This window comes from Bacillus sp. JJ864 (assembly GCF_036963045.1).
Taxonomy (GTDB): Bacteria; Bacillota; Bacilli; order Bacillales; family Bacillaceae_G; genus Bacillus_A; species Bacillus_A pseudomycoides_C.
The window spans coordinates 13,084-32,413 of record NZ_JBALLY010000050.1 but is presented as its reverse complement, the minus strand read 5'-3'; the positions used below and the strand labels follow the sequence as shown (position 1 = coordinate 32,413).

General features: G+C 39.3%; 22 protein-coding genes and 1 pseudogene. 20 read left to right on the top strand and 3 right to left on the bottom strand.

Going from position 1 to position 19,330, the window contains the following annotated elements; genetic code table 11:
* The coding region (locus V7024_RS09335) for a glutamine amidotransferase-related protein (RefSeq protein ID WP_438824455.1) at positions 1–662 on the top strand (662 nt) is incomplete at its 5' end.
* Between the two features lie 37 nt (positions 663–699).
* Here V7024_RS09335 and V7024_RS09330 read toward each other — a convergent pair.
* Positions 700–864: pseudogene (locus V7024_RS09330) on the bottom strand (DUF2529 family protein); the annotation flags it as partial.
* Positions 865–916: 52 nt separating this feature from the next.
* Here V7024_RS09330 and V7024_RS09325 point away from each other — a divergent pair.
* The 14 genes from V7024_RS09325 to V7024_RS09260 all read left to right on the top strand — a co-directional run bounded on the left by V7024_RS09325 (position 917) and on the right by V7024_RS09260 (position 13,585).
* On the top strand, positions 917–1,285 hold the full coding sequence (locus V7024_RS09325) for a response regulator (RefSeq protein WP_335518699.1): 369 nt from the start codon (positions 917–919) through the stop codon (positions 1,283–1,285).
* A 209-nt stretch (positions 1,286–1,494) separates the two neighbouring features.
* Positions 1,495–2,352 carry a class II fructose-bisphosphate aldolase gene (locus V7024_RS09320; RefSeq protein WP_335518697.1) on the top strand — a complete coding sequence of 286 codons (858 nt, stop codon included), beginning with the start codon at positions 1,495–1,497 and terminating at the stop codon, positions 2,350–2,352.
* 260 nt (positions 2,353–2,612) lie between these two features.
* Complete coding sequence (locus tag V7024_RS09315; protein WP_335518695.1) at positions 2,613–3,902, top strand: UDP-N-acetylglucosamine 1-carboxyvinyltransferase; 1,290 nt, start codon at positions 2,613–2,615, stop codon at positions 3,900–3,902.
* Between the two features lie 210 nt (positions 3,903–4,112).
* A complete protein-coding gene (gene glpX, locus V7024_RS09310; RefSeq protein WP_335518693.1) occupies positions 4,113–5,078 on the top strand; it encodes a class II fructose-bisphosphatase in 966 nt (321 codons plus the stop codon).
* A gap of 379 nt (positions 5,079–5,457) precedes the next feature.
* Positions 5,458–6,729: a transcription termination factor Rho gene (gene rho, locus V7024_RS09305; RefSeq protein ID WP_020059786.1), complete on the top strand. Its 1,272-nt coding sequence runs from the start codon at positions 5,458–5,460 to the stop codon at positions 6,727–6,729.
* Positions 6,730–6,870: 141 nt separating this feature from the next.
* Positions 6,871–7,116, top strand: a complete 246-nt coding sequence (locus V7024_RS09300; RefSeq protein WP_335518688.1) for a type B 50S ribosomal protein L31 — start codon at positions 6,871–6,873, stop codon at positions 7,114–7,116.
* Positions 7,117–7,227: 111 nt separating this feature from the next.
* Positions 7,228–7,812 carry a thymidine kinase gene (locus V7024_RS09295; protein ID WP_335518685.1) on the top strand — a complete coding sequence of 195 codons (585 nt, stop codon included), beginning with the start codon at positions 7,228–7,230 and terminating at the stop codon, positions 7,810–7,812.
* A gap of 262 nt (positions 7,813–8,074) precedes the next feature.
* On the top strand, positions 8,075–9,142 hold the full coding sequence (gene prfA / locus V7024_RS09290) for a peptide chain release factor 1 (protein ID WP_335518701.1): 1,068 nt from the start codon (positions 8,075–8,077) through the stop codon (positions 9,140–9,142).
* Positions 9,142–9,990, top strand: a complete 849-nt coding sequence (gene prmC, locus V7024_RS09285; RefSeq protein ID WP_335518682.1) for a peptide chain release factor N(5)-glutamine methyltransferase — start codon at positions 9,142–9,144, stop codon at positions 9,988–9,990. Before prfA ends, prmC begins: the two co-directional genes overlap by 1 nt.
* A 192-nt stretch (positions 9,991–10,182) precedes the next feature.
* Positions 10,183–11,010 carry a stage II sporulation protein R gene (gene spoIIR, locus V7024_RS09280; protein ID WP_335518679.1) on the top strand — a complete coding sequence of 276 codons (828 nt, stop codon included), beginning with the start codon at positions 10,183–10,185 and terminating at the stop codon, positions 11,008–11,010.
* A gap of 52 nt (positions 11,011–11,062) precedes the next feature.
* Positions 11,063–11,521: a mechanosensitive ion channel protein gene (locus V7024_RS09275; RefSeq protein ID WP_335518675.1), complete on the top strand. Its 459-nt coding sequence runs from the start codon at positions 11,063–11,065 to the stop codon at positions 11,519–11,521.
* Between the two features lie 106 nt (positions 11,522–11,627).
* The gene (locus tag V7024_RS09270) at positions 11,628–12,671 is read left to right on the top strand and encodes an L-threonylcarbamoyladenylate synthase (protein WP_098918732.1); all 1,044 of its coding nucleotides are present in this window, start codon (positions 11,628–11,630) and stop codon (positions 12,669–12,671) included.
* 57 nt (positions 12,672–12,728) lie between these two features.
* On the top strand, positions 12,729–13,289 hold the full coding sequence (locus V7024_RS09265) for a manganese efflux pump MntP (RefSeq protein WP_335518668.1): 561 nt from the start codon (positions 12,729–12,731) through the stop codon (positions 13,287–13,289).
* Between the two features lie 32 nt (positions 13,290–13,321).
* Positions 13,322–13,585: a DUF3935 domain-containing protein gene (locus tag V7024_RS09260; RefSeq protein ID WP_335518665.1), complete on the top strand. Its 264-nt coding sequence runs from the start codon at positions 13,322–13,324 to the stop codon at positions 13,583–13,585.
* Positions 13,586–13,995: 410 nt separating this feature from the next.
* Here the strand turns inward: V7024_RS09260 and V7024_RS09255 are convergent, their stop codons facing one another.
* Both V7024_RS09255 and V7024_RS09250 read right to left on the bottom strand, forming a co-directional pair.
* Entirely contained in the window at positions 13,996–14,604 is a 609-nt protein-coding gene (locus V7024_RS09255; protein ID WP_335518662.1) for a flavin reductase family protein, read from the bottom strand.
* A 158-nt stretch (positions 14,605–14,762) separates the two neighbouring features.
* Entirely contained in the window at positions 14,763–15,149 is a 387-nt protein-coding gene (locus tag V7024_RS09250; protein ID WP_335518660.1) for a DoxX family protein, read from the bottom strand.
* Between the two features lie 440 nt (positions 15,150–15,589).
* On the opposite strand from V7024_RS09250, the gene V7024_RS09245 reads away from it, so the two are divergent.
* The 5 genes from V7024_RS09245 to glyA all read left to right on the top strand — a co-directional run bounded on the left by V7024_RS09245 (position 15,590) and on the right by glyA (position 19,286).
* A complete protein-coding gene (locus tag V7024_RS09245) occupies positions 15,590–16,087 on the top strand; it encodes a PTS sugar transporter subunit IIA (RefSeq protein ID WP_335518658.1) in 498 nt (165 codons plus the stop codon).
* 145 nt (positions 16,088–16,232) lie between these two features.
* Positions 16,233–16,673 carry a low molecular weight protein arginine phosphatase gene (locus tag V7024_RS09240; protein WP_335518656.1) on the top strand — a complete coding sequence of 147 codons (441 nt, stop codon included), beginning with the start codon at positions 16,233–16,235 and terminating at the stop codon, positions 16,671–16,673.
* 98 nt (positions 16,674–16,771) lie between these two features.
* A complete protein-coding gene (gene rpiB / locus V7024_RS09235; RefSeq protein ID WP_098917345.1) occupies positions 16,772–17,215 on the top strand; it encodes a ribose 5-phosphate isomerase B in 444 nt (147 codons plus the stop codon).
* Positions 17,216–17,281: 66 nt separating this feature from the next.
* Complete coding sequence (locus V7024_RS09230; protein WP_335518655.1) at positions 17,282–17,854, top strand: TIGR01440 family protein; 573 nt, start codon at positions 17,282–17,284, stop codon at positions 17,852–17,854.
* A gap of 190 nt (positions 17,855–18,044) precedes the next feature.
* Complete coding sequence (gene glyA, locus V7024_RS09225) at positions 18,045–19,286, top strand: serine hydroxymethyltransferase (RefSeq protein ID WP_335518653.1); 1,242 nt, start codon at positions 18,045–18,047, stop codon at positions 19,284–19,286.
* The last annotated feature ends 44 nt before the right edge of the window (positions 19,287–19,330 follow it).

The following is a 19,330-nucleotide window of genomic DNA, read 5'->3' as shown; positions in this document are numbered from 1 at the left end:
CAGGTTATAAGTTTGATACGGATGTAGAAGTAAAATGGGTAAATGCTGAGCATGTGACAGTAGAAAACGTGAAAGAATTAGTTGGCGATACTGATGGTATCCTTGTACCAGGTGGTTTCGGGGACCGCGGTGTTGAAGGTAAAATCGCTGCAATTCAATATGCTCGTGAAAACAAAGTTCCATTCTTAGGAATTTGCTTAGGAATGCAACTTGCATCAATCGAATTTGCACGTAACGTATTAGGATTAGAAGGTGCGAACTCTTCTGAAATTAATCCTGACACGCCTTACGCAATTATCGATTTATTACCAGAACAAAAAGATGTTGAAGATTTAGGCGGTACACTTCGTCTTGGTTTATACCCATGTAAGCTTACACCAGAAACAAATGCATACAATGCGTATAACGAACCGGTTGTATATGAACGTCATCGTCATCGTTATGAGTTCAATAACCAATTCCGTCAAGACATGGAAAATGAAGGATTCATCTTCTCTGGTACAAGCCCAGATGGCCGTTTAGTAGAAATTATCGAGTTAAAAGAACATCCTTGGTTCGTGGCAGCGCAGTTCCATCCAGAACTTGTATCTCGTCCAAACCGTCCACAACCGTTGTTCCGTGACTTCGTACAAGCTTCTATTATTAATAAAGAAAGTAAGTAATAAGAAAAGGCGTCCTATTATAGGGCGCCTTTTTCTATTACTCATATTCATTCATAATGTCATCGATTGTAAATTTTAATCCGTGATATGCAAATAAGGCTGTCATTAAACTTGGAAATCCATAACGAGAGCCATCATCATCTGGAATTAATGGTTTTACAAGTTTTGTATCGATATGTGCATCGGAAAATTGTTCTATCGAAAGAGATATGAAAAATACAAATTATGCGTTTAGTATAGAAAGGTTGGGGAGTATGGAAGGGAAAATTTTAATCGTTGATGATCAATATGGTATTCGTGTGTTATTACATGAGGTGTTTCAAAAGGAAGGGTACGAAACATTTCAAGCGGCAAATGGTTTTCAAGCCCTTGATATCGTGAAAAAAGATTGTCCTGATTTAGTTGTTTTAGATATGAAAATTCCAGGCATGGACGGAATTGAAATTTTAAAACATATAAAAGAAATTAATCAAGACATTAAAGTGATTTTAATGACGGCTTATGGTGAATTAGATATGATTCAAGAAGCGAAAGAACTCGGTGCGTTAATGCACTTTGCAAAACCGTTTGATATTGATGAAATTCGGAGTGCTGTGCGAAAAGAAATTGCTGTGCAAGCATAATCGTGAATTTTTTATTAAAATATATGAAAAAAGCGTTTTCATGGACTGATGAGCAGGTGAATGCAGTTGAGTTTTTGAGTACAAGTTGGTATCCTATGGAGTGTAGAAGAAAGTCCGGTATGTGATTATACATATTTTTCCTCGTCGTGGTGATACTACCACCGATAAGAACTTATCGGATACAAAAAACGTTTTTAGGAGGATTTACCATGCCTTTAGTTTCCATGAAAGAAATGCTAAACAAAGCGCTAGAAGGAAAATACGCAGTTGGTCAATTCAACATGAATAACTTAGAGTGGACACAAGCTATCTTAGCTGCTGCGGAAGAAGAAAAATCTCCTGTAATTTTAGGTGTATCTGAAGGTGCAGCTCGTCATATGACTGGCTTCAAAACAGTTGTAGCTATGGTTAAAGCTTTAATCGAAGAAATGAACATCACTGTTCCTGTTGCGATTCACCTTGACCATGGTTCAAGCTTTGAAAAATGTAAAGAAGCAATTGATGCAGGTTTCACATCTGTAATGATTGATGCTTCTCACCACCCATTTGCAGAAAATATCGAAACTACTAAAAAAGTAGTTGAATATGCACACGCTCGTAACGTATCTGTAGAAGCTGAGCTTGGTACAGTTGGCGGACAAGAAGACGACGTAGTAGCTGAAGGTGTTATCTACGCTAATCCAGAGGAATGTAAAGAACTAGTAGCTGCAACAGGTATCGATTGCCTAGCTCCAGCATTAGGTTCTGTACATGGTCCTTACAAAGGTGAGCCTAACTTAGGATTCAAAGAAATGGAAGAAGTTCGTGACTTAACTGGTGTACCTTTAGTACTTCACGGTGGTACTGGTATCCCAACAGCTGACATTACAAAATCTATCTCTTTAGGTACTTCTAAAATCAACGTAAACACTGAAAACCAAATCGAGTTTACAAAAGCGGTTCGTGAAGCATTAAATAAAGACCAAGAAGTTTACGATCCTCGTAAATTTATCGGACCTGGTCGTGAAGCAATTAAAGCGACTGTAATCGGTAAAATTCGTGAGTTTGGTTCTAACGGTCAAGCATAATTCTAAAAATGACTTTAGAAACCGTCTAGCCTTTTAGACGGTTTCGTTTCGTTGTATAATGAAAGCGCGAACATTTTGTGGAATAGACAAATTTCTACTTGTTAGGGCGTTTCAAGAGAAATATTTTTGTAATTGTGTAAAAATAGAGGGAACAAATAGCATGGATATACTCGCAAGTGTAAGACGTATCCGAAGTAGTGAACTTACCGGTTAAAGTAGGGAATAGATCGGGAAATGAATTCACAAGAAGGGGGCTTGAGATGGATAAGTTGCTGATTGAAGGCGGTGTGCCCTTGCATGGTTCGATTCGTGTGAGTGGTGCAAAAAATAGTGCTGTCGCGCTTATTCCTGCGACCATTTTAGCAGAAACACCAGTTACAATTGGTGGTGTACCTAATATTTCTGATGTGAAAATACTCGGTGATTTGCTAGAGGAAATTGGTGGATCTGTCACGTACCATCAAGATGAGGAAATGACAATTGATCCTTCTAAAATGGTAGCGATGCCTCTTCCAAATGGAAAGGTAAAAAAGCTGCGCGCTTCCTATTATTTAATGGGAGCAATGCTAGGTCGTTTCAAGCAAGCGGTAATTGGGCTTCCTGGTGGATGTCATTTAGGACCAAGGCCAATTGACCAGCATATTAAAGGATTTGAAGCGCTTGGAGCTCATGTCACGAATGAGCAAGGTGCAATATATTTACGTGCAGATGAACTGCGGGGCGCGCGTATTTATTTAGATGTTGTCAGCGTAGGTGCAACAATTAACATTATGCTTGCTGCCGTGCGTGCAAAAGGTAGAACAATCATTGAAAATGCGGCGAAAGAACCAGAAATTATTGATGTAGCCACACTGCTTACGAGTATGGGAGCTCGTATTAAAGGGGCAGGAACAGACGTAATTCGTATTGATGGTGTTGAATCGCTTCACGGTTGTTATCATTCTATTATTCCTGATCGCATTGAAGCTGGAACATATATGATTTTGGGTGCGGCTTCTGGGGGTGAAGTTGTAGTTGATAATGTGATTCCGCAGCACTTAGAATCTATAACGGCTAAACTTCGAGAAATGGGTGTAAGAGTAGAAACACACGATGATCAAATTGTGGTAAGTGGGGATCGCCAGTTAAAAATGGTAGATGTAAAAACGCTCGTATATCCAGGGTTTCCAACTGACTTACAGCAACCGTTTACGACGTTATTAACGAAGGCTAGTGGAACGGCAGTTGTAACAGATACCATTTACGGCGCGCGATTTAAACATATAGATGAATTAAGAAGAATGAATGCACAAATTAAAGTAGAAGGTCGTTCTGCTATCGTGACAAGCCCTATTTCACTGCAAGGAGCTAAAGTGAAAGCGAGTGACTTACGTGCCGGAGCTGCTCTTGTCATTGCAGGTTTAATGGCAGAAGGGATCACAGAGGTTACAGGGTTAGAGCATATTGATCGCGGCTATGAAAATTTAGAGGACAAGCTTCGAGGTCTTGGAGCAAAAATTTGGCGTGAAAAAATGACAAGACAAGAGATTGAACAGATGAAAAACGCCTAAAGAGCTTTGTATATATAAATACAAATTGAAAAACTGACATAAAATCTTTCTTTTTGGGCGGGCGAGAGCATCTTGCCATGCAAAGTTAAAACAAAGAGAGAAAGCGATATACTTGTATAAAGTGTAAGGGGAAACGTCATAAGGTGAACGTTATGGAACCTTATGTGTGTGTGAAATATAAATATTACGGCTTAAAGGAGAGGGATTAGATTGGAAAGAAGTTTATCCATGGAATTAGTACGTGTAACGGAGGCTGCAGCGTTATCATCAGCACGCTGGATGGGACTTGGTAAGAAGGATGAAGCAGATGGAGCAGCAACTTCAGCGATGCGCGATGTGTTTGACACAGTACCGATGAAAGGAACTGTAGTAATTGGTGAAGGGGAAATGGACGAAGCACCAATGCTGTATATCGGTGAAAAATTAGGGACTGGATATGGTCCACGCGTTGACGTAGCGGTTGATCCGTTAGAAGGAACAAATATCGTTGCAGCAGGAGGATGGAATGCATTAGCAGTCATTGCCGTAGCGGACCATGGAAACTTGCTACATGCACCTGACATGTATATGGATAAAATTGCGGTTGGCCCAGAAGCTGTTGGCGCGGTTGATATTAATGCACCGGTTATTGATAACTTACGTGCTGTTGCAAGAGCAAAAAATAAAGATATTGAAGATGTTGTAGCAACTATTTTAAATAGACCGCGTCATCAAGCAATTATTGAGGAAATCCGTAAAGCGGGAGCGCGTATTAAATTGATTAACGACGGTGATGTAGCTGGTGCTATTAACACAGCATTTGATCGCACAGGTGTTGATATTTTATTCGGATCTGGCGGTGCACCGGAGGGAGTTCTAGCTGCTGTGGCATTAAAATGTTTAGGCGGAGAAATTCAAGGGAAGCTTCTTCCGCAAAACGAAGCAGAATTAGAACGTTGTAAAAAAATGGGTATTGATGACGTTAACCGTATTCTTCGTATGGAAGATTTAGTAAAAGGTGACGATGCAATCTTTGCAGCAACAGGCGTTACGGACGGTGAATTACTGCGCGGTGTTCAATTTAAAGGAAGTACTGGTACAACGCACTCCCTTGTTATGCGCGCAAAATCGGGAACAGTCCGCTTTGTTGACGGACGTCACAGTTTAAATAAAAAACCAAATTTAGTTATAAAGTAAAACTTCCATGAGTGGGAATTTTTCTTCATTCCTACTCACGGAAATTATAACCAATTAGACTCATACGGGCAGTTATCCTCTACTTATTTGGAGGGGATTTCTTTATCCAACACCAGTAGAAGATGTTTATGCAATGAGGATTTGGCTGTCTGCATAGATAAAATAAGAAGTGTAAAAGTGGTGGATAGAGCGAAGACAAATTTTATTGTCTTCGCTTCTTGTATTTGTCTCGCAATGTATTGATTAAAATGAGGTAAAAGGGTTACAATAGTGAATATTACTCTACTTGTACTTATTGCCTTTCATTAATATGTATTAGCCTTCCAAAATTTCCCTTATCCAATGAAAAAAGAGAATAATATTAAAGTGTGGTGTCCGAATGAATTTAACAATTTCAGCATTAGAGAACATGAAGTTAAAAGAGTTATATGAACTTGCAAAAGAATTTAAGATTTCTTATTACAGCAAATTAACGAAGAAAGAGTTAATTTTTGCAATTTTAAAAGCGCGAGCAGAAAAAGAAGGTTTCTTTTTCATGGAAGGTGTACTGGAAATTATTCAATCAGAAGGATTTGGATTCCTACGTCCAATCAACTACTCTCCGAGTTCTGAAGATATTTATATTTCAGCTTCGCAAATTCGTCGTTTTGATTTGCGTAATGGAGATAAGGTTTCTGGTAAGGTACGACCTCCGAAAGAAAATGAACGCTATTTCGGATTGTTACAAGTTGAGGCGGTTAATGGAGATGATCCAGAGTCAGCAAAAGAACGTGTACATTTTCCAGCGTTAACACCGTTATATCCAAATCGTCAAATGAAATTGGAAACGGAAACGAAGAAATTATCAACACGTATCATGGATTTAATTGCACCAGTTGGATTTGGGCAACGTGGTCTTATCGTTGCACCGCCAAAGGCTGGTAAAACGATACTGTTAAAAGAAATTGCACACAGCGTTACAACAAATCATCCAGAAGCAGAACTGATTGTACTTTTAATTGACGAACGTCCAGAGGAAGTAACGGATATCGAACGTTCTGTAAAAGGCGATGTTGTAAGTTCTACTTTTGATGAAGTACCAGAAAATCATATTAAAGTAGCTGAACTTGTACTAGAGCGTGCGATGCGTCTTGTTGAGCATAAAAAAGACGTTATTATTTTAATGGATAGTATTACCCGTTTAGCACGTGCATACAACCTTGTAATTCCGCCAAGCGGACGTACGTTATCTGGTGGTATTGACCCAGCGGCATTCCATAGACCAAAGCGCTTTTTTGGAGCGGCTCGTAATATTGAAGAGGGCGGTAGCTTGACAATTTTAGCAACAGCTCTTGTTGATACAGGGTCTCGTATGGATGATGTCATTTATGAAGAGTTTAAAGGAACAGGAAATATGGAGCTTCACTTAGATCGTTCTTTAGCAGAACGTCGTATTTTCCCAGCTATTGATATTCGTCGTTCTGGTACACGTAAAGAAGATTTATTGATTCCGAAAGAACATTTAGATAAGTTATGGGGTATTCGTAAAACAATGAGAGATACGCCAGACTTCATCGAAAGCTTCTTGCGTAAGTTACGTCAAACAAAGACAAATGAAGAATTCTTGCAAAATATCCCTGCAGATTCAAAGAGATATGTAACGATGAAGTAATGCTAAAAACAGGTAGTTGCAAAATGTAGATAGCCTTGTTATAATTTCATCATGTGCGTTTCATCACTACAGTTGTGATAACAGCTAATGATGAAAAAACTCTGTTTCGAAAATGATTCAGGGCGGAAGGAGATGAAAAGAATGAAAGCAGGAATCCATCCAGATTACAAGCAAGTTGTATTTATGGATACAAACACAGGCTTCAAATTCTTAAGCGGATCTACAAAAGGTTCTAACGAAACTATCGAGTGGGAAGATGGTAACACTTATCCATTACTAAAAGTTGAGATCAGTTCTGATTCTCACCCATTCTACACAGGACGTCAGAAGTTTGCTACTGCAGACGGACGTGTTGACCGCTTCAACAAGAAATACGGCCTTAAGTAATAACAAACATAAAGCAGGCAAGTGTATATATCCGCTTGTCTGTTTTTTTTGCGAAAATATAAACCTTTACCTACTTAGAGTAAGAATGAGTAGACGAAAGGAGGAGCTCCTATGTACTTAATAAATAAACACGGTTGGCTTGAAGTGATTTGTGGAAGCATGTTCTCAGGGAAATCAGAAGAGCTCATCCGCCGTGTGCGCCGTACGCAATTCGCAAAGCAAAGCGCGATTGTATTTAAACCGTGCATGGATAACCGTTATAGTGAAGAAGATGTTGTGTCGCATAATGGATTGAAAGTAAGAGCAGTCCCTGTTACGGCTTCAAAAGAGATGTTTGAACACGTAACAGAAGATATTGATGTTATAGCAATTGATGAAGTGCAATTTTTTGATGGGGACATTGTGGAAGTGGTGCAAGAATTGGCAAACCGAGGCTATCGTGTAATTGTTGCCGGTTTAGACCAAGATTTCCGTGGTCTACCATTTGGACAAGTTCCTCAGCTTATGGCAATTGCGGAGCATGTAACAAAACTGCAAGCAGTATGTGCTGAATGCGGATCTCCTGCAAGTCGTACGCAACGTTTAATCGATGGGGAACCAGCTTCTTTTGATGACCCAATTATTTTAGTTGGCGCATCGGAATCATATGAACCACGTTGTCGTCATTGTCATGCTGTACCAATTAAACAGAGATAAAAACTCGCTACATAAGGCGGGTTTTTTTAGAAAATGCGAATAGGTTAGATGTGAATCTGTTTTTAGGAGATATCTAGCTCCGGCGGCAAGAATGGTCGGTGGCTTCGCTTCTTCCTGCGAGGCAAAGAGCGCCTCTGTGTCAGAAGCTCCATCCCCCTCCCATTCTGAGCGAGCCGCCTCCGCTTTTAAATATAATTTGCGTTTTTTTTGTTATGTGCCATATACTATGTGTATTAGAGACTAGGATGTTGAGGTGAATGGTGTGTTAGATCGTTTGCAAGCTGTAGAAGATCGTTATGAAAAGTTAAACGAGTTTCTAAGTGATCCAGAGGTTATTAGTGATCCGAATAAACTGCGTGAATATTCAAAGGAACAATCTGATATGCAAGAAACGGTAGAGGTGTACCGTGAGTATAAAGATGTTCGTGAACAATTAAGAGATGCAAAAGCGATGTTAGAAGAGAAGTTAGATGCTGACATGCGTGAAATGGTAAAAGAAGAAGTTTCTGAGCTAGAGGGACAAGAGAAGGAATTATCAGAGCGTCTGAAAATTTTACTTGTTCCAAAGGACCCGAATGATGATAAAAACGTTATCGTTGAGGTTCGTGGGGCTGCTGGTGGCGATGAGGCTGCTTTATTTGCTGGTGATTTATACCGTATGTATAGCCGTTATGCTGAGGTGCAAGGTTGGAAAACTGAAATTATCGAAGCGAGCTATACAGAACTAGGTGGATATAAAGAGATTATCTTTATGATTAATGGTAAAGGCGCATATGCGAAACTGAAATTCGAAAATGGCGCACACCGCGTACAACGTGTACCAGAAACAGAATCTGGCGGACGTATTCATACATCTACAGCGACGGTAGCTGTATTACCAGAAGCTGAAGAAGTAGAGATTAATATTCATGAAAAAGATGTTCGTGTTGATACATTTGCTTCTAGTGGTCCTGGTGGACAAAGTGTTAATACAACGATGTCAGCGGTACGTTTAACGCATTTACCGACTGGTGTAGTTGTTTCTTGTCAGGATGAAAAGTCACAAATTAAGAATAAAGAAAAAGCAATGAAAGTATTACGTGCACGTGTTTATGATAAGTTTAGACAAGAAGCACAAGCTGAGTACGATCAAAACCGTAAACAAGCTGTTGGTACGGGAGACCGTTCTGAGCGTATTCGTACGTACAACTTCCCGCAAAACCGTGTTACAGACCATCGAATCGGTTTAACGATTCAAAAGCTAGATCAAATCTTACAAGGTAAGTTAGATGATTTCATCAACGCCTTAGTGATGGAAGATCAGGCGCAAAAGATGGAGGCAGCTGAGTAATGCGTGTCTATGAAGCCCTGAAATGGGCTTCTTCTTTTTTACGTGAACATGGACGTGATGAAAATGCGGGAGAAATTGTCCTTTGTCATGTATTAAAGACGAATCGAACAGGTTTAATGATGAACATGCGTGAAGAATTAACGGCAGAACAAGAGCGCACTTTTGTAGACTTTATCCACAAGCATGTAGCAGGCATACCTGTTCAGTATTTAATTGGATATGAAATGTTTTATGGACGTTCATTTTTCGTTAATGAAGAAGTGTTAATTCCACGACCGGAAACAGAGGAACTTGTGCTAGGTGTGTTAACACGTATTCGTCGTAAATTTGGGGATAAAGATGTACATGTGGCGGACATTGGTACTGGGAGCGGAGCGATTTCAATTACTCTGGCTTTAGAAAATCCGCATTTACATGTATACACAGTCGATATTGCCACGGAATCAATTGAAGTGGCGCGGAAAAATGCGGCAGAACTTGAGGCGAATGTAACGTTCTATCACGGTGATTTATTGTCGCCATTTCAGGAAACGAAGCAAAAACTAGATGTTGTTGTGTCAAATCCACCTTATATCCCAGAAGAGGATTGGCGAGGGCTTTCTTCTGTAGTGAAAGAGCATGAGCCAAAGCGTGCACTTGTAGGCGGTGAAGATGGGCTTGATTTCTATCGACGCTTTATGGAGGAATTGCCAAAGGTACTGCAAGAAGAGGCGATTGTTGCATTTGAAGTGGGTGTAGGACAAGGTGAAGATGTGCGTGCCTTACTGCAAGAAACATTCCCTCATGCGCATGTAGAGGTTGTATTTGATATTAACGGGAAAGATCGCATGGTCTTTGCGGAAATGTAATTTTAGCAGGGAGCTGACCTGGAAACGGATTTTTGTCAGCTCTCTTTTGTGCATCTATTTAGTATGTCGAACCGCCGATATACCAGTGGGCATGCAATCGCTCGTCTAAAAAATGAATAGATTCTAAATTTAGTAGTTTAGAAAGAAAAAAACTTGTCTACACTGTTTTACTGAAGGGGCGGTGGAGATAAGATGAAAAAACAAGCGATTGCTTATCTGCTTTTATTATTAATCGGTGCACAAATGATTGCGCACTTTGGATATATGAAAGTTGATGCAAAAGGACCTGTCGTAATTCCGAAAGAGGCAATTCGATTACGTATTTTAGCTAATAGTGATTCGAAGGAAGATCAAGAGTTAAAACGTAAAGTGCGTGATGAAGTGAAAGCGCAAATCGATGGTTGGGTGGCAGAGTTAAAATCGTTTGAAGACGCACGCCGCGTCATTCAAAGCCGTATCCCAGAATTGGAACAAACAGTTGCAAAAACATTGAAACGAGAAGGTAGTAAGGAAACTTTTACAGTTCAGTTTAATAAACATATCAAATTTCCAACGAAAGTATATGGAAATTTGATTTATCCAGCTGGAGAGTATGAAGCAGTACTTGTGACAATTGGAAAAGGTGAAGGGGCAAATTGGTGGTGCGTGTTATTCCCGCCTATGTGTTTCTTAGACTTCTCAAGTGGTACAGCTGTAAAGCGAGAAGAGAATGTTGTACAGGCAGAAACAATTGATGAAGACGATATAGAAGAAAATTATGCACAGAAAGAAATTGTAAAAGAAGAAGTAAAACAATCTCCTAAAGCTAAGAAAGAGATGCGCATTGCACCGAAACAAAAAGCGAAAGCAAAGGCTGCGCAAGAAAACCGTATTGAAAAGGAATTACAAGAAGAAAGTAAGCAAGAAGAACCGCGTGTTAGTGAACAAGAAGAGCAAGTGAAGGTAGTAGAAGAAACGGAAGAAAAGCCAGAAGTAAAATTGTTTATTGTAGAAGCATTTACATCTTTATTTTCAAAATAAGTTCTAAAAAAGAATCCCTCCTCATATATAAAAGTATGGGGAGGGATTGTGTATGAAGCAAATTCGTTTTGCTACAAAAGCAGATGTGGAAAGACTGCAAACCTTTTTTGGACAAGCTCGTATGAAAGAAGAACGCTTAGATCAATTTTATGGGAATTTTATGATATTAGAAGAAGAGGAACAAATTCAAGCGGCTGTTGGGTATGAGCAAACTGGAGATGATGCGCTTCTTCGTTCTTGTTTATTCACACCTGCTGTGGATAAAACGATGTTCCTACATTTTTTTGAAACGTTTTTACAGTATATTAAAGAAAAAAATATTGAGCAATTATATTTACTCACAAATAGTCCACAGTCTGTGACAATATTTCAGTTTTTTCAATTTGAAATGGTGGAAAAGGATGTTGTATCAGAAGGAATTCAGGAATTAGAACATTTTTGTGAAAATATAAAACAGCCGAACGTAATTATACTAAATTGTCAGCTATTCACAAAGTTATCCACCGATTAAATGGATTTATCCACATTTTGTGGATAAATCTTATTTGTCTTTTGGATAAATCTCATAGTAAACTACAAATAACAAGTATTTCATGGCAGAAAAGGACGTGGAAAAAATGAATACAAAAATGTGGACTGTGGATAATGTTGTGGAAATAAAAAAAGATTATCCACAATTACAAGAAGCAGCGCATTTATTACGAGAAAATGAAGCGGTAGCGTTTCCGACTGAAACAGTGTACGGACTTGGTGCGAATGCATTAAGCGACGAAGCTGTTGCAAAAATTTTCGAAGCAAAAGGAAGACCAAGTGATAATCCGCTTATTGTACATATTGGTACGGAAGAACAATTAGATGGTATTGTAGCTGATGTTCCGCCAGTTGCGAATGTATTAATGAAGCATTTCTGGCCAGGACCATTAACGCTTATTTTTCCGAAAAAAGAAGGGATCTCTGAAAAAGTAACGGCTGGATTACAGACGGTCGCAGTTCGTATGCCAGATCATCCAGTAGCATTAGCGCTTATTGAAGCAGCAAGTGTACCGGTAGCGGCTCCAAGTGCGAATCGTTCCGGGCGCCCTAGCCCAACGCTCGCTTCTCATGTATATGAAGATTTAGACGGAAGAATTGCTGGTATTGTGGATGGCGGAGCAACTGGTGTTGGCGTGGAATCAACTGTACTAGATTGTACGAGTGAAATACCAACGATTTTGCGTCCGGGTGGTATTACGAAAGAGCAATTAGAAGAAGTAATTGGCCCTGTTTTATTAGATCCGGCATTAAAGGATGAAACGGAAAAACCGAAATCACCAGGAATGAAATATACACATTATGCACCGAAAGCTCCGCTTAGTATTGTGGAAGGTTCGCGTACATTTATTCAACAACTTGTGGATAATAAAAAACAAGAAGGTTATAAAGTAGGTGTATTAACAACAGAGGAATATGAGCATGTGTATAAAGCAGACGTTGTTCTTTCTTGCGGAAAGCGCAGTGAGTTAGCAACCGTTGCGACAAAGCTTTATGATGTATTGCGTACATTTGACGCAAGCGGTGTTGATATTATTTTTAGCGAGTCGTTCCCAAGTGAGGGGATTGGTAGTGCAATCATGAATCGTTTAACAAAAGCTGCAGGTCACCAAATCATCTTCGAAAAATAAATTCTAACTCTCCTCGGACGTGCATATTGTGAAGTAGCAAGTCCGAGGGGGGACATTATGACAATTGAACATATTATAAGCGAATTGTTGCCGCTATTTATTATGGCATTTGCGCTAGGGCTTGATGCGTTTTCAGTTAGTCTTGGTATGGGCATGATTACGCTTAAGCTGCGTCAAATCTTTTATATAGGCATTACAATTGGTACATTTCATATAATTATGCCTTTTATCGGTATGATGCTTGGTCGTTTTCTATCAGAGCAATTTGGTTCTATTGCGACTATTATAGGTAGTATTTTATTAATGGGATTAGGATTTCACATTGTGTATACGTCGATGTCACACGATGATGAGCATAGAAATGTTCCGGCCGGGGCAAGTTTACTATTGTTTGCTTTTAGTGTGAGTATGGATAGTTTTTCTGTTGGCTTAAGTCTCGGTATTTACGGAGCGCGTACGTTTGTTACAATTCTCATATTCGGTATTGTGAGTATGATGCTTACTTGGTTTGGATTGTTAATTGGTCGCAGGGCACAAAGTATTCTTGGAACATATGGAGAAGTACTTGGCGGTATTATACTTGTTGGATTTGGGATAAAATTATTATTTTCAGTATGAACGCAGCTAACTTCTTAGAAGGGATGACAGCTATGATTAAAATTAAACAATTTTTTGGCATTATTGTTAGCTTTTTTATTTTCTGGTTTAGTATGCTAGGTATTCAAAAATTTGCAGAGTTCTTAGATATAGATGCACTAAAATTTATGGATGGCCAAACTGGCGGAGCGCGTATTTTCTATTCTCCGTATCCATTTTTAATTGCCTTTATTATAACTCTTATTTCCTTATATTTCTTTGTTGTGAAATTAGCGAAACCGAAGAAAGAAGTAGAATCATTTCGTGAAGAGTTATAGCATGAAAGCCCAGCTGCGATAAGTAGCTGGGCTTTCGTAGTTGTATACATAATATATCGGCGGCTTTTAGGATATATCGACGACTTTTAAGCATATAAAGACCATTCGACATAACATATCGACATTTCTACAATATACGACAAGAAAAGACCTCTTGATTGGAGGTCTCTGGTTTATTCAGTGGCTAGAACAGTCGGTGGCTTCGCGTCTTCCGCCGAGGCAAAAAAGCGCCTCTATATCAGAAGCTCCATCCTCCTCCCGTTCTGGGCGAGCCGCCTCCGCTTTTAGTATATCCAGCTCCAGCGGCTAGAACAGTCGGTGGCTTCGCGTCTTCCGCCGAGGCAAAAAAGCGCCTCTATGTCAGAAGCTCCATCCTCCTCCTGTTCTGGGCGAGCCGCCTCCGCTTTTAATTATGGCCTTACAAGTTCAAATTGTTCTCCAAGTTTTGCGTAGTTATGCCCAGCTAATCGGCTTATTGGTTTTAGTTGTTCAGCGTGAATGCGTCCATTTTCATATAGGTGCTCAGCGATATGGAATCGTACGATGCGACCGATTAATAGATCACATGCTGGGGAATTTTCTGTTCCGCCTAATTGAATCGCGCGCTCTAATACACATTCCATACGAATACTTGCTTCTTTTACCCCTGGTACAGAAATGACATCGCTATCAATTGGTGTTAGTTTGGCAAGTTCAATTTCACTTTTATTCGGAGGAAGATTAGCTGCTGTTTCGTTAATAGCCTCTGCATAAGATTCATCAGAAATATGAACGACAAATGCTTCTTTTTCCATCGCATTTCGTGCTGTATCTTTTGGCTTTCCGTCTTTTCGTTGTACGGAAACTGAGATAAGAGGCGGATTCGCCGCAACAATATTAAAGTAGCTAAACGGGGCACCATTTAGGACCCCTTCATTTGTAACAGTTGTGACGAATGCAACTGGGCGCGGAATAATGCTTCCCGTTAGTAATTTGTAATTATCTTTTTCAGTTTGTTCATTTGGATTAATAGACAGCATATATGTAATCTCCCTTCTTAATACGTGTAGCACTTCTTTGTTTGTTTACAAGATAAAAGGGGAAAACTCCTGCTGGAAAAATATATTTTTGTAAGGGGATGAAAAAATCCCCCACAGTTGTGAGGGATTGAAAAACATCTTGAATTCAAGATGTTTAGTTAAATTAAAGTGTAAGCACCAGGTCCAATAAGGGCTACGCCAACTGCAACTGCGATTAAAATAAGGTTATATTCAAAGCCGTTTTGTGTAACCCAGTAGCCGTTTTTACCGTGAACTGTGATGATGGCCACTAACATCGTGCCGACAATAAATAGAGCACCTACCCAAGTGAAAATACCAGCAGCAAATAAGAAACCGCCTAGTAATTCAGTTGCTCCGGCCATAAATGCCATCAATACGCCTGGTCGTAAGCCGATTGATTCCATCCAGCCTCCAGTTCCTTTTAAACCGTAACCACTGAACCAGCCAAATAATTTTTGAGCGCCATGCCCCATGAAAGTAATCCCGATAATAAGACGAATAATAAGAAGACCAATGTTCATCATTTTATAAAACCTCCAAAAAGTTTATTAACTTACCTTATGTAAGTAATAATAAAATAGTTACTTACTTTAGTCAAGTGAATTATCTAAAAAACGAAAATAAATTTTACAAATAATAAATGAAAAAATAATGATGTTGTTAAGGTTTTATACAATTTATGGGAAAAATTGAAGGGAATTCACTTCCTTTTCGATTAAATTCAGACAGTCTGAATTGACTGGAATTTTGCGAGGCGATACAATAAGGGTCTGGTTGATAGTTTCATTTTTATCCCGCTATTCGTGGGCAGTAAAGGCTGAGGAAGCACGGGGAAGAAAACTGCCCGTAAAAGCCCGATTGGTGAGGGCTAACCATCAGTGAAAAAAGCGTCACTGATGGAAGTTTCACTTTATGGAAACGTTTTTATATCGCTAAAGCGGTGAATGATAAGGAGGATTATCCTATGTTTAAAAAATTATTTGGTTTTGGTTCTAAAACAAATGCAGAAACAATCGTATCTCCATTAACTGGAGAAGTGAAAAATATTGAAGAAGTACCAGATCCAGTATTTTCTGGGCGGATGATGGGAGACGGTGTTGCCATCGATCCAACTGAAGGTGTAGTAGTATCGCCGGTAGATGGTGAGATTGTGCAATTATTCCATACAAAGCATGCTGTAGGGATTAAATCAAAAAACGGTGCAGAAATCTTAATCCACGTTGGGTTAGAAACTGTAAAAATGGAAGGCGAAGGTTTCGAAACGCATGTATCGGAAGGACAAGCTGTTAAAGCTGGCGATAAATTAATCTCTTTCGATTTAGAATTAATTCGTGAAAAGGCGAAAAGTACAATTACACCAATCGTTATTACAAACACAGATGCAACAGAATCTATTGAAACAACTGTAGGTGTAACAGCTACAAAAGGTTCAACTGGAGTAATGAAAGTAACAATGAAATAATTGTTTGATGAGTCGGGAATCCATTTCATAATTGAAATGGATTCTTTTTTTATGTCAGTTTTTCAACTTATATATACATTTCTTTTTTTCGTTACTATTGTGAGTTATGATGAAAATAGATATTCATCATAAGGAGTGGTGTTTGGTGAAGCGAGTATTATTCGTTTGTACAGGAAATACGTGCCGCAGCCCGATGGCAGAGGCGCTATTACGTCATCATGGTAAGGGGCAGTTTGATGTGCAATCTGCTGGTGTTTTTGCGGCGGTTGGTAGCGATGCATCTCTTCATGCTAAAAATGCGCTAGAAGAAAAGGGTATCCTGGTTGCGCATTCTTCAAAGCAAGTGACGGAAGAGTTGTTAGAGTGGTCGGATGTTGTATTGACGATGACCGCAGGACATCGTCAACTTTTATTAGCACACCATCCAGAAGTAAGCGAAAAAGTGCATACATTATATGAATTTGTAGAAGGTACAAATAAGGATATTTCTGATCCTTTTGGCGGTTCACTTGCTGTCTATCAAGCGACACTGGAAGAAATGCAACAACTTGTGCAAACTTTGGTGAAAAAACACTCAGAAAGCTAATGTTTCGTGTATAATACGATATTGGAGATTATGCTGATTTAATGGAAAGAAGAGATTTCCACTAATAGAAGGTTCATTTTATATTTGGAGGGTTTAGAATGAAAGTAGTTGTAGCATCTGATCATGGCGGATTGAATATTCGTAAAGAAATCGTAAGTCTATTAGAAGAATTGAACATTGAATATATTGATTTAGGTTGTGAGTGCGAAGCAGGTTCTGTAGATTATCCTGATTTTGCATTCCCAGCAGCAGAAATGGTTGCAAATGGTGAAGTAGATCGTGGTATTTTAATTTGCGGAACAGGTATTGGTATGTCAATTGCGGCAAATAAAGTACACGGCATTCGCTGCGCATTAGTGCATGATACATTTAGTGCAAAAGCAACGAGAGAACATAATGATACGAACATGTTAGCAATGGGTGAGCGTGTAATTGGAGCTGGATTAGCGCGCGACATCGCAAAGATTTGGTTAACAACGGATTATGAAGGCGGCCGTCACGAAAATCGTGTAGGAAAAATTAAAGCGTACGAAGCGAAGTAATTGTAGTCTAAATTCTAGTAAGAAGTAATATAATTTGTTGAACCTACCTGCGAAAGGAAGAGCGTAATGAGTGAAATATTACAGTTAAAAGAGCAGTTGCAAACAGCGCTTTTTGAGTTTCAAGAGCAAGCCATGTTGCGAAATGGAAGCCTTTTTGTTGTGGGCTGTAGTACGAGTGAAGTGCTTGGTGAAAGAATTGGAACATCGGGAACGATGGAAGTAGCAGAAGCGATTTTTTCTGGGTTAAAACATTTTCAAGAGCAGCATGGCATTACCCTAGCGTTTCAGTGCTGTGAACATTTAAACCGTGCTTTAGTGGTAGAACGAGAAGTCGCAGAAAAGCATCAGTTCGAGATTGTAACTGTTACGCCTGTCAGATCAGCGGGTGGGGCTCTTGCAACATATGCATATCATAATATGAAAGACCCCGTTATCGTAGAATTCGTAAAAGCAGACGCAGGTATTGATATTGGAGATACATTTATCGGTATGCATTTAAAACATGTAGCTGTTCCGATACGTACGCGTGTGAAAGAGATTGGGCATGCTCATGTAACGATGGCAAAAGCGCGTCCGAAGTTAATTGGAGGAGCGCGTGCAGTATATGCAATAAAAGAGGAAACGTTTACTTGTAGTTAAGTCATAAACTTCTAATAAAAAAAGACCAAATTTGGTCTTTTTTTTCTTTTATCATGTGTGGAGTCGTGTTAGAATGTAGTTGAAAATGTGAAGATTTAAAAGAATTACAACTAGAACTTTCGTTTTTTCTTAAGAAATGAAGGGAAAATATCGGAAATAGGTGTAGTTCGTTCAGAAAAGGGGGATTTTGGTGGAGCATTTAAAACGTCAAGATGAAAAGGTGTTTGCTGCAATTGAATTAGAATTAGGAAGACAGCGTTCAAAAATCGAGCTTATTGCATCTGAAAACTTCGTAAGCGAAGCAGTAATGGAAGCACAAGGTTCTGTATTAACGAACAAGTATGCAGAAGGATATCCTGGGAAACGTTATTACGGTGGTTGTGAGCATGTAGATATCGTAGAAGATATCGCACGTGATCGCGCAAAAGAAATTTTTGGCGCAGAACACGTAAACGTTCAACCACACTCTGGTGCACAGGCAAATATGGCTGTATACTTCACAATTCTAGAGCAAGGTGACACAGTACTTGGTATGAACTTATCCCACGGCGGTCACTTAACACACGGAAGTCCTGTTAACTTTAGTGGCGTGCAATACAACTTCATTGAATACGGTGTAGATCCTGATACACATCACATCAATTATGAAGACGTATTAGAAAAAGCGAAAGAGCATAAACCAAAATTAATCGTTGCCGGTGCAAGTGCATATCCTCGTATGATCGATTTCAAGAAATTCCGTGAAATCGCTGATGAGGTTGGCGCATATTTAATGGTAGATATGGCACATATCGCAGGACTTGTAGCAGCAGGCTTACACCCAAACCCAGTACCATACGCTGATTTCGTAACAACAACAACGCATAAAACATTACGCGGACCACGCGGCGGTATGATTTTATGTAAAGAACAATTTGCAAAGCAAATTGATAAATCCATCTTCCCTGGTATTCAAGGCGGACCACTTATGCATGTAATCGCAGCAAAAGCAGTTGCATTTGGAGAAGCATTGCAGGGCGACTTCAAAGCATATGCACAAAACATTATTAACAACGCGAATCGTTTAGCTGAAGGTCTGCAAAAAGAAGGGATTACTCTTGTTTCTGGTGGAACGGACAACCACTTAATTTTAATTGATGTTCGCAATTTAGACATTACTGGAAAAGTTGCAGAGCATGTATTAGATGAAGTTGGTATCACAGTAAACAAAAATACAATTCCATTTGATCCAGCTAGCCCATTTGTAACAAGCGGCGTTCGTATTGGAACTGCAGCTGTGACATCAAGAGGTTTCGGATTTGCTGAAATGGATGAAATCGCATCAATTATGGCTCACACATTAAAAAATCATGATAATGAAGCAGCATTAGAAGAAGCACGCGTGCGTGTAAATGCCTTAACTGATAAATTCCCAATGTATAAAGAGCTATAAGATAAAAAGCTGTTGAAACGTATTGTTTCAGCAGCTTTTTTTTA

What these genes read in the sequence shown, in the direction of transcription:
- V7024_RS09245 (WP_335518658.1), top strand. Translation starts at nt 15,590, where the DNA reads ATGTTTAAAAAATTATTTGGTTTTGGTTCTAAAACAAATGCAGAAACA.
- V7024_RS09325 (WP_335518699.1), top strand. Translation starts at nt 917, where the DNA reads ATGGAAGGGAAAATTTTAATCGTTGATGATCAATATGGTATTCGTGTG.
- V7024_RS09230 (WP_335518655.1), top strand. Translation starts at nt 17,282, where the DNA reads ATGAGTGAAATATTACAGTTAAAAGAGCAGTTGCAAACAGCGCTTTTT.
- V7024_RS09265 (WP_335518668.1), top strand. Translation starts at nt 12,729, where the DNA reads ATGACAATTGAACATATTATAAGCGAATTGTTGCCGCTATTTATTATG.
- spoIIR (WP_335518679.1), top strand. Translation starts at nt 10,183, where the DNA reads ATGAAAAAACAAGCGATTGCTTATCTGCTTTTATTATTAATCGGTGCA.
- rho (WP_020059786.1), top strand. Translation starts at nt 5,458, where the DNA reads ATGAATTTAACAATTTCAGCATTAGAGAACATGAAGTTAAAAGAGTTA.
- V7024_RS09320 (WP_335518697.1), top strand. Translation starts at nt 1,495, where the DNA reads ATGCCTTTAGTTTCCATGAAAGAAATGCTAAACAAAGCGCTAGAAGGA.
- V7024_RS09275 (WP_335518675.1), top strand. Translation starts at nt 11,063, where the DNA reads ATGAAGCAAATTCGTTTTGCTACAAAAGCAGATGTGGAAAGACTGCAA.
- V7024_RS09300 (WP_335518688.1), top strand. Translation starts at nt 6,871, where the DNA reads ATGAAAGCAGGAATCCATCCAGATTACAAGCAAGTTGTATTTATGGAT.
- V7024_RS09295 (WP_335518685.1), top strand. Translation starts at nt 7,228, where the DNA reads ATGTACTTAATAAATAAACACGGTTGGCTTGAAGTGATTTGTGGAAGC.
- V7024_RS09260 (WP_335518665.1), top strand. Translation starts at nt 13,322, where the DNA reads ATGATTAAAATTAAACAATTTTTTGGCATTATTGTTAGCTTTTTTATT.
- V7024_RS09250 (WP_335518660.1), bottom strand. Translation starts at nt 15,149, where the DNA reads ATGATGAACATTGGTCTTCTTATTATTCGTCTTATTATCGGGATTACT.
- V7024_RS09270 (WP_098918732.1), top strand. Translation starts at nt 11,628, where the DNA reads ATGAATACAAAAATGTGGACTGTGGATAATGTTGTGGAAATAAAAAAA.
- V7024_RS09315 (WP_335518695.1), top strand. Translation starts at nt 2,613, where the DNA reads ATGGATAAGTTGCTGATTGAAGGCGGTGTGCCCTTGCATGGTTCGATT.
- prmC (WP_335518682.1), top strand. Translation starts at nt 9,142, where the DNA reads ATGCGTGTCTATGAAGCCCTGAAATGGGCTTCTTCTTTTTTACGTGAA.
- rpiB (WP_098917345.1), top strand. Translation starts at nt 16,772, where the DNA reads ATGAAAGTAGTTGTAGCATCTGATCATGGCGGATTGAATATTCGTAAA.
- V7024_RS09255 (WP_335518662.1), bottom strand. Translation starts at nt 14,604, where the DNA reads ATGCTGTCTATTAATCCAAATGAACAAACTGAAAAAGATAATTACAAA.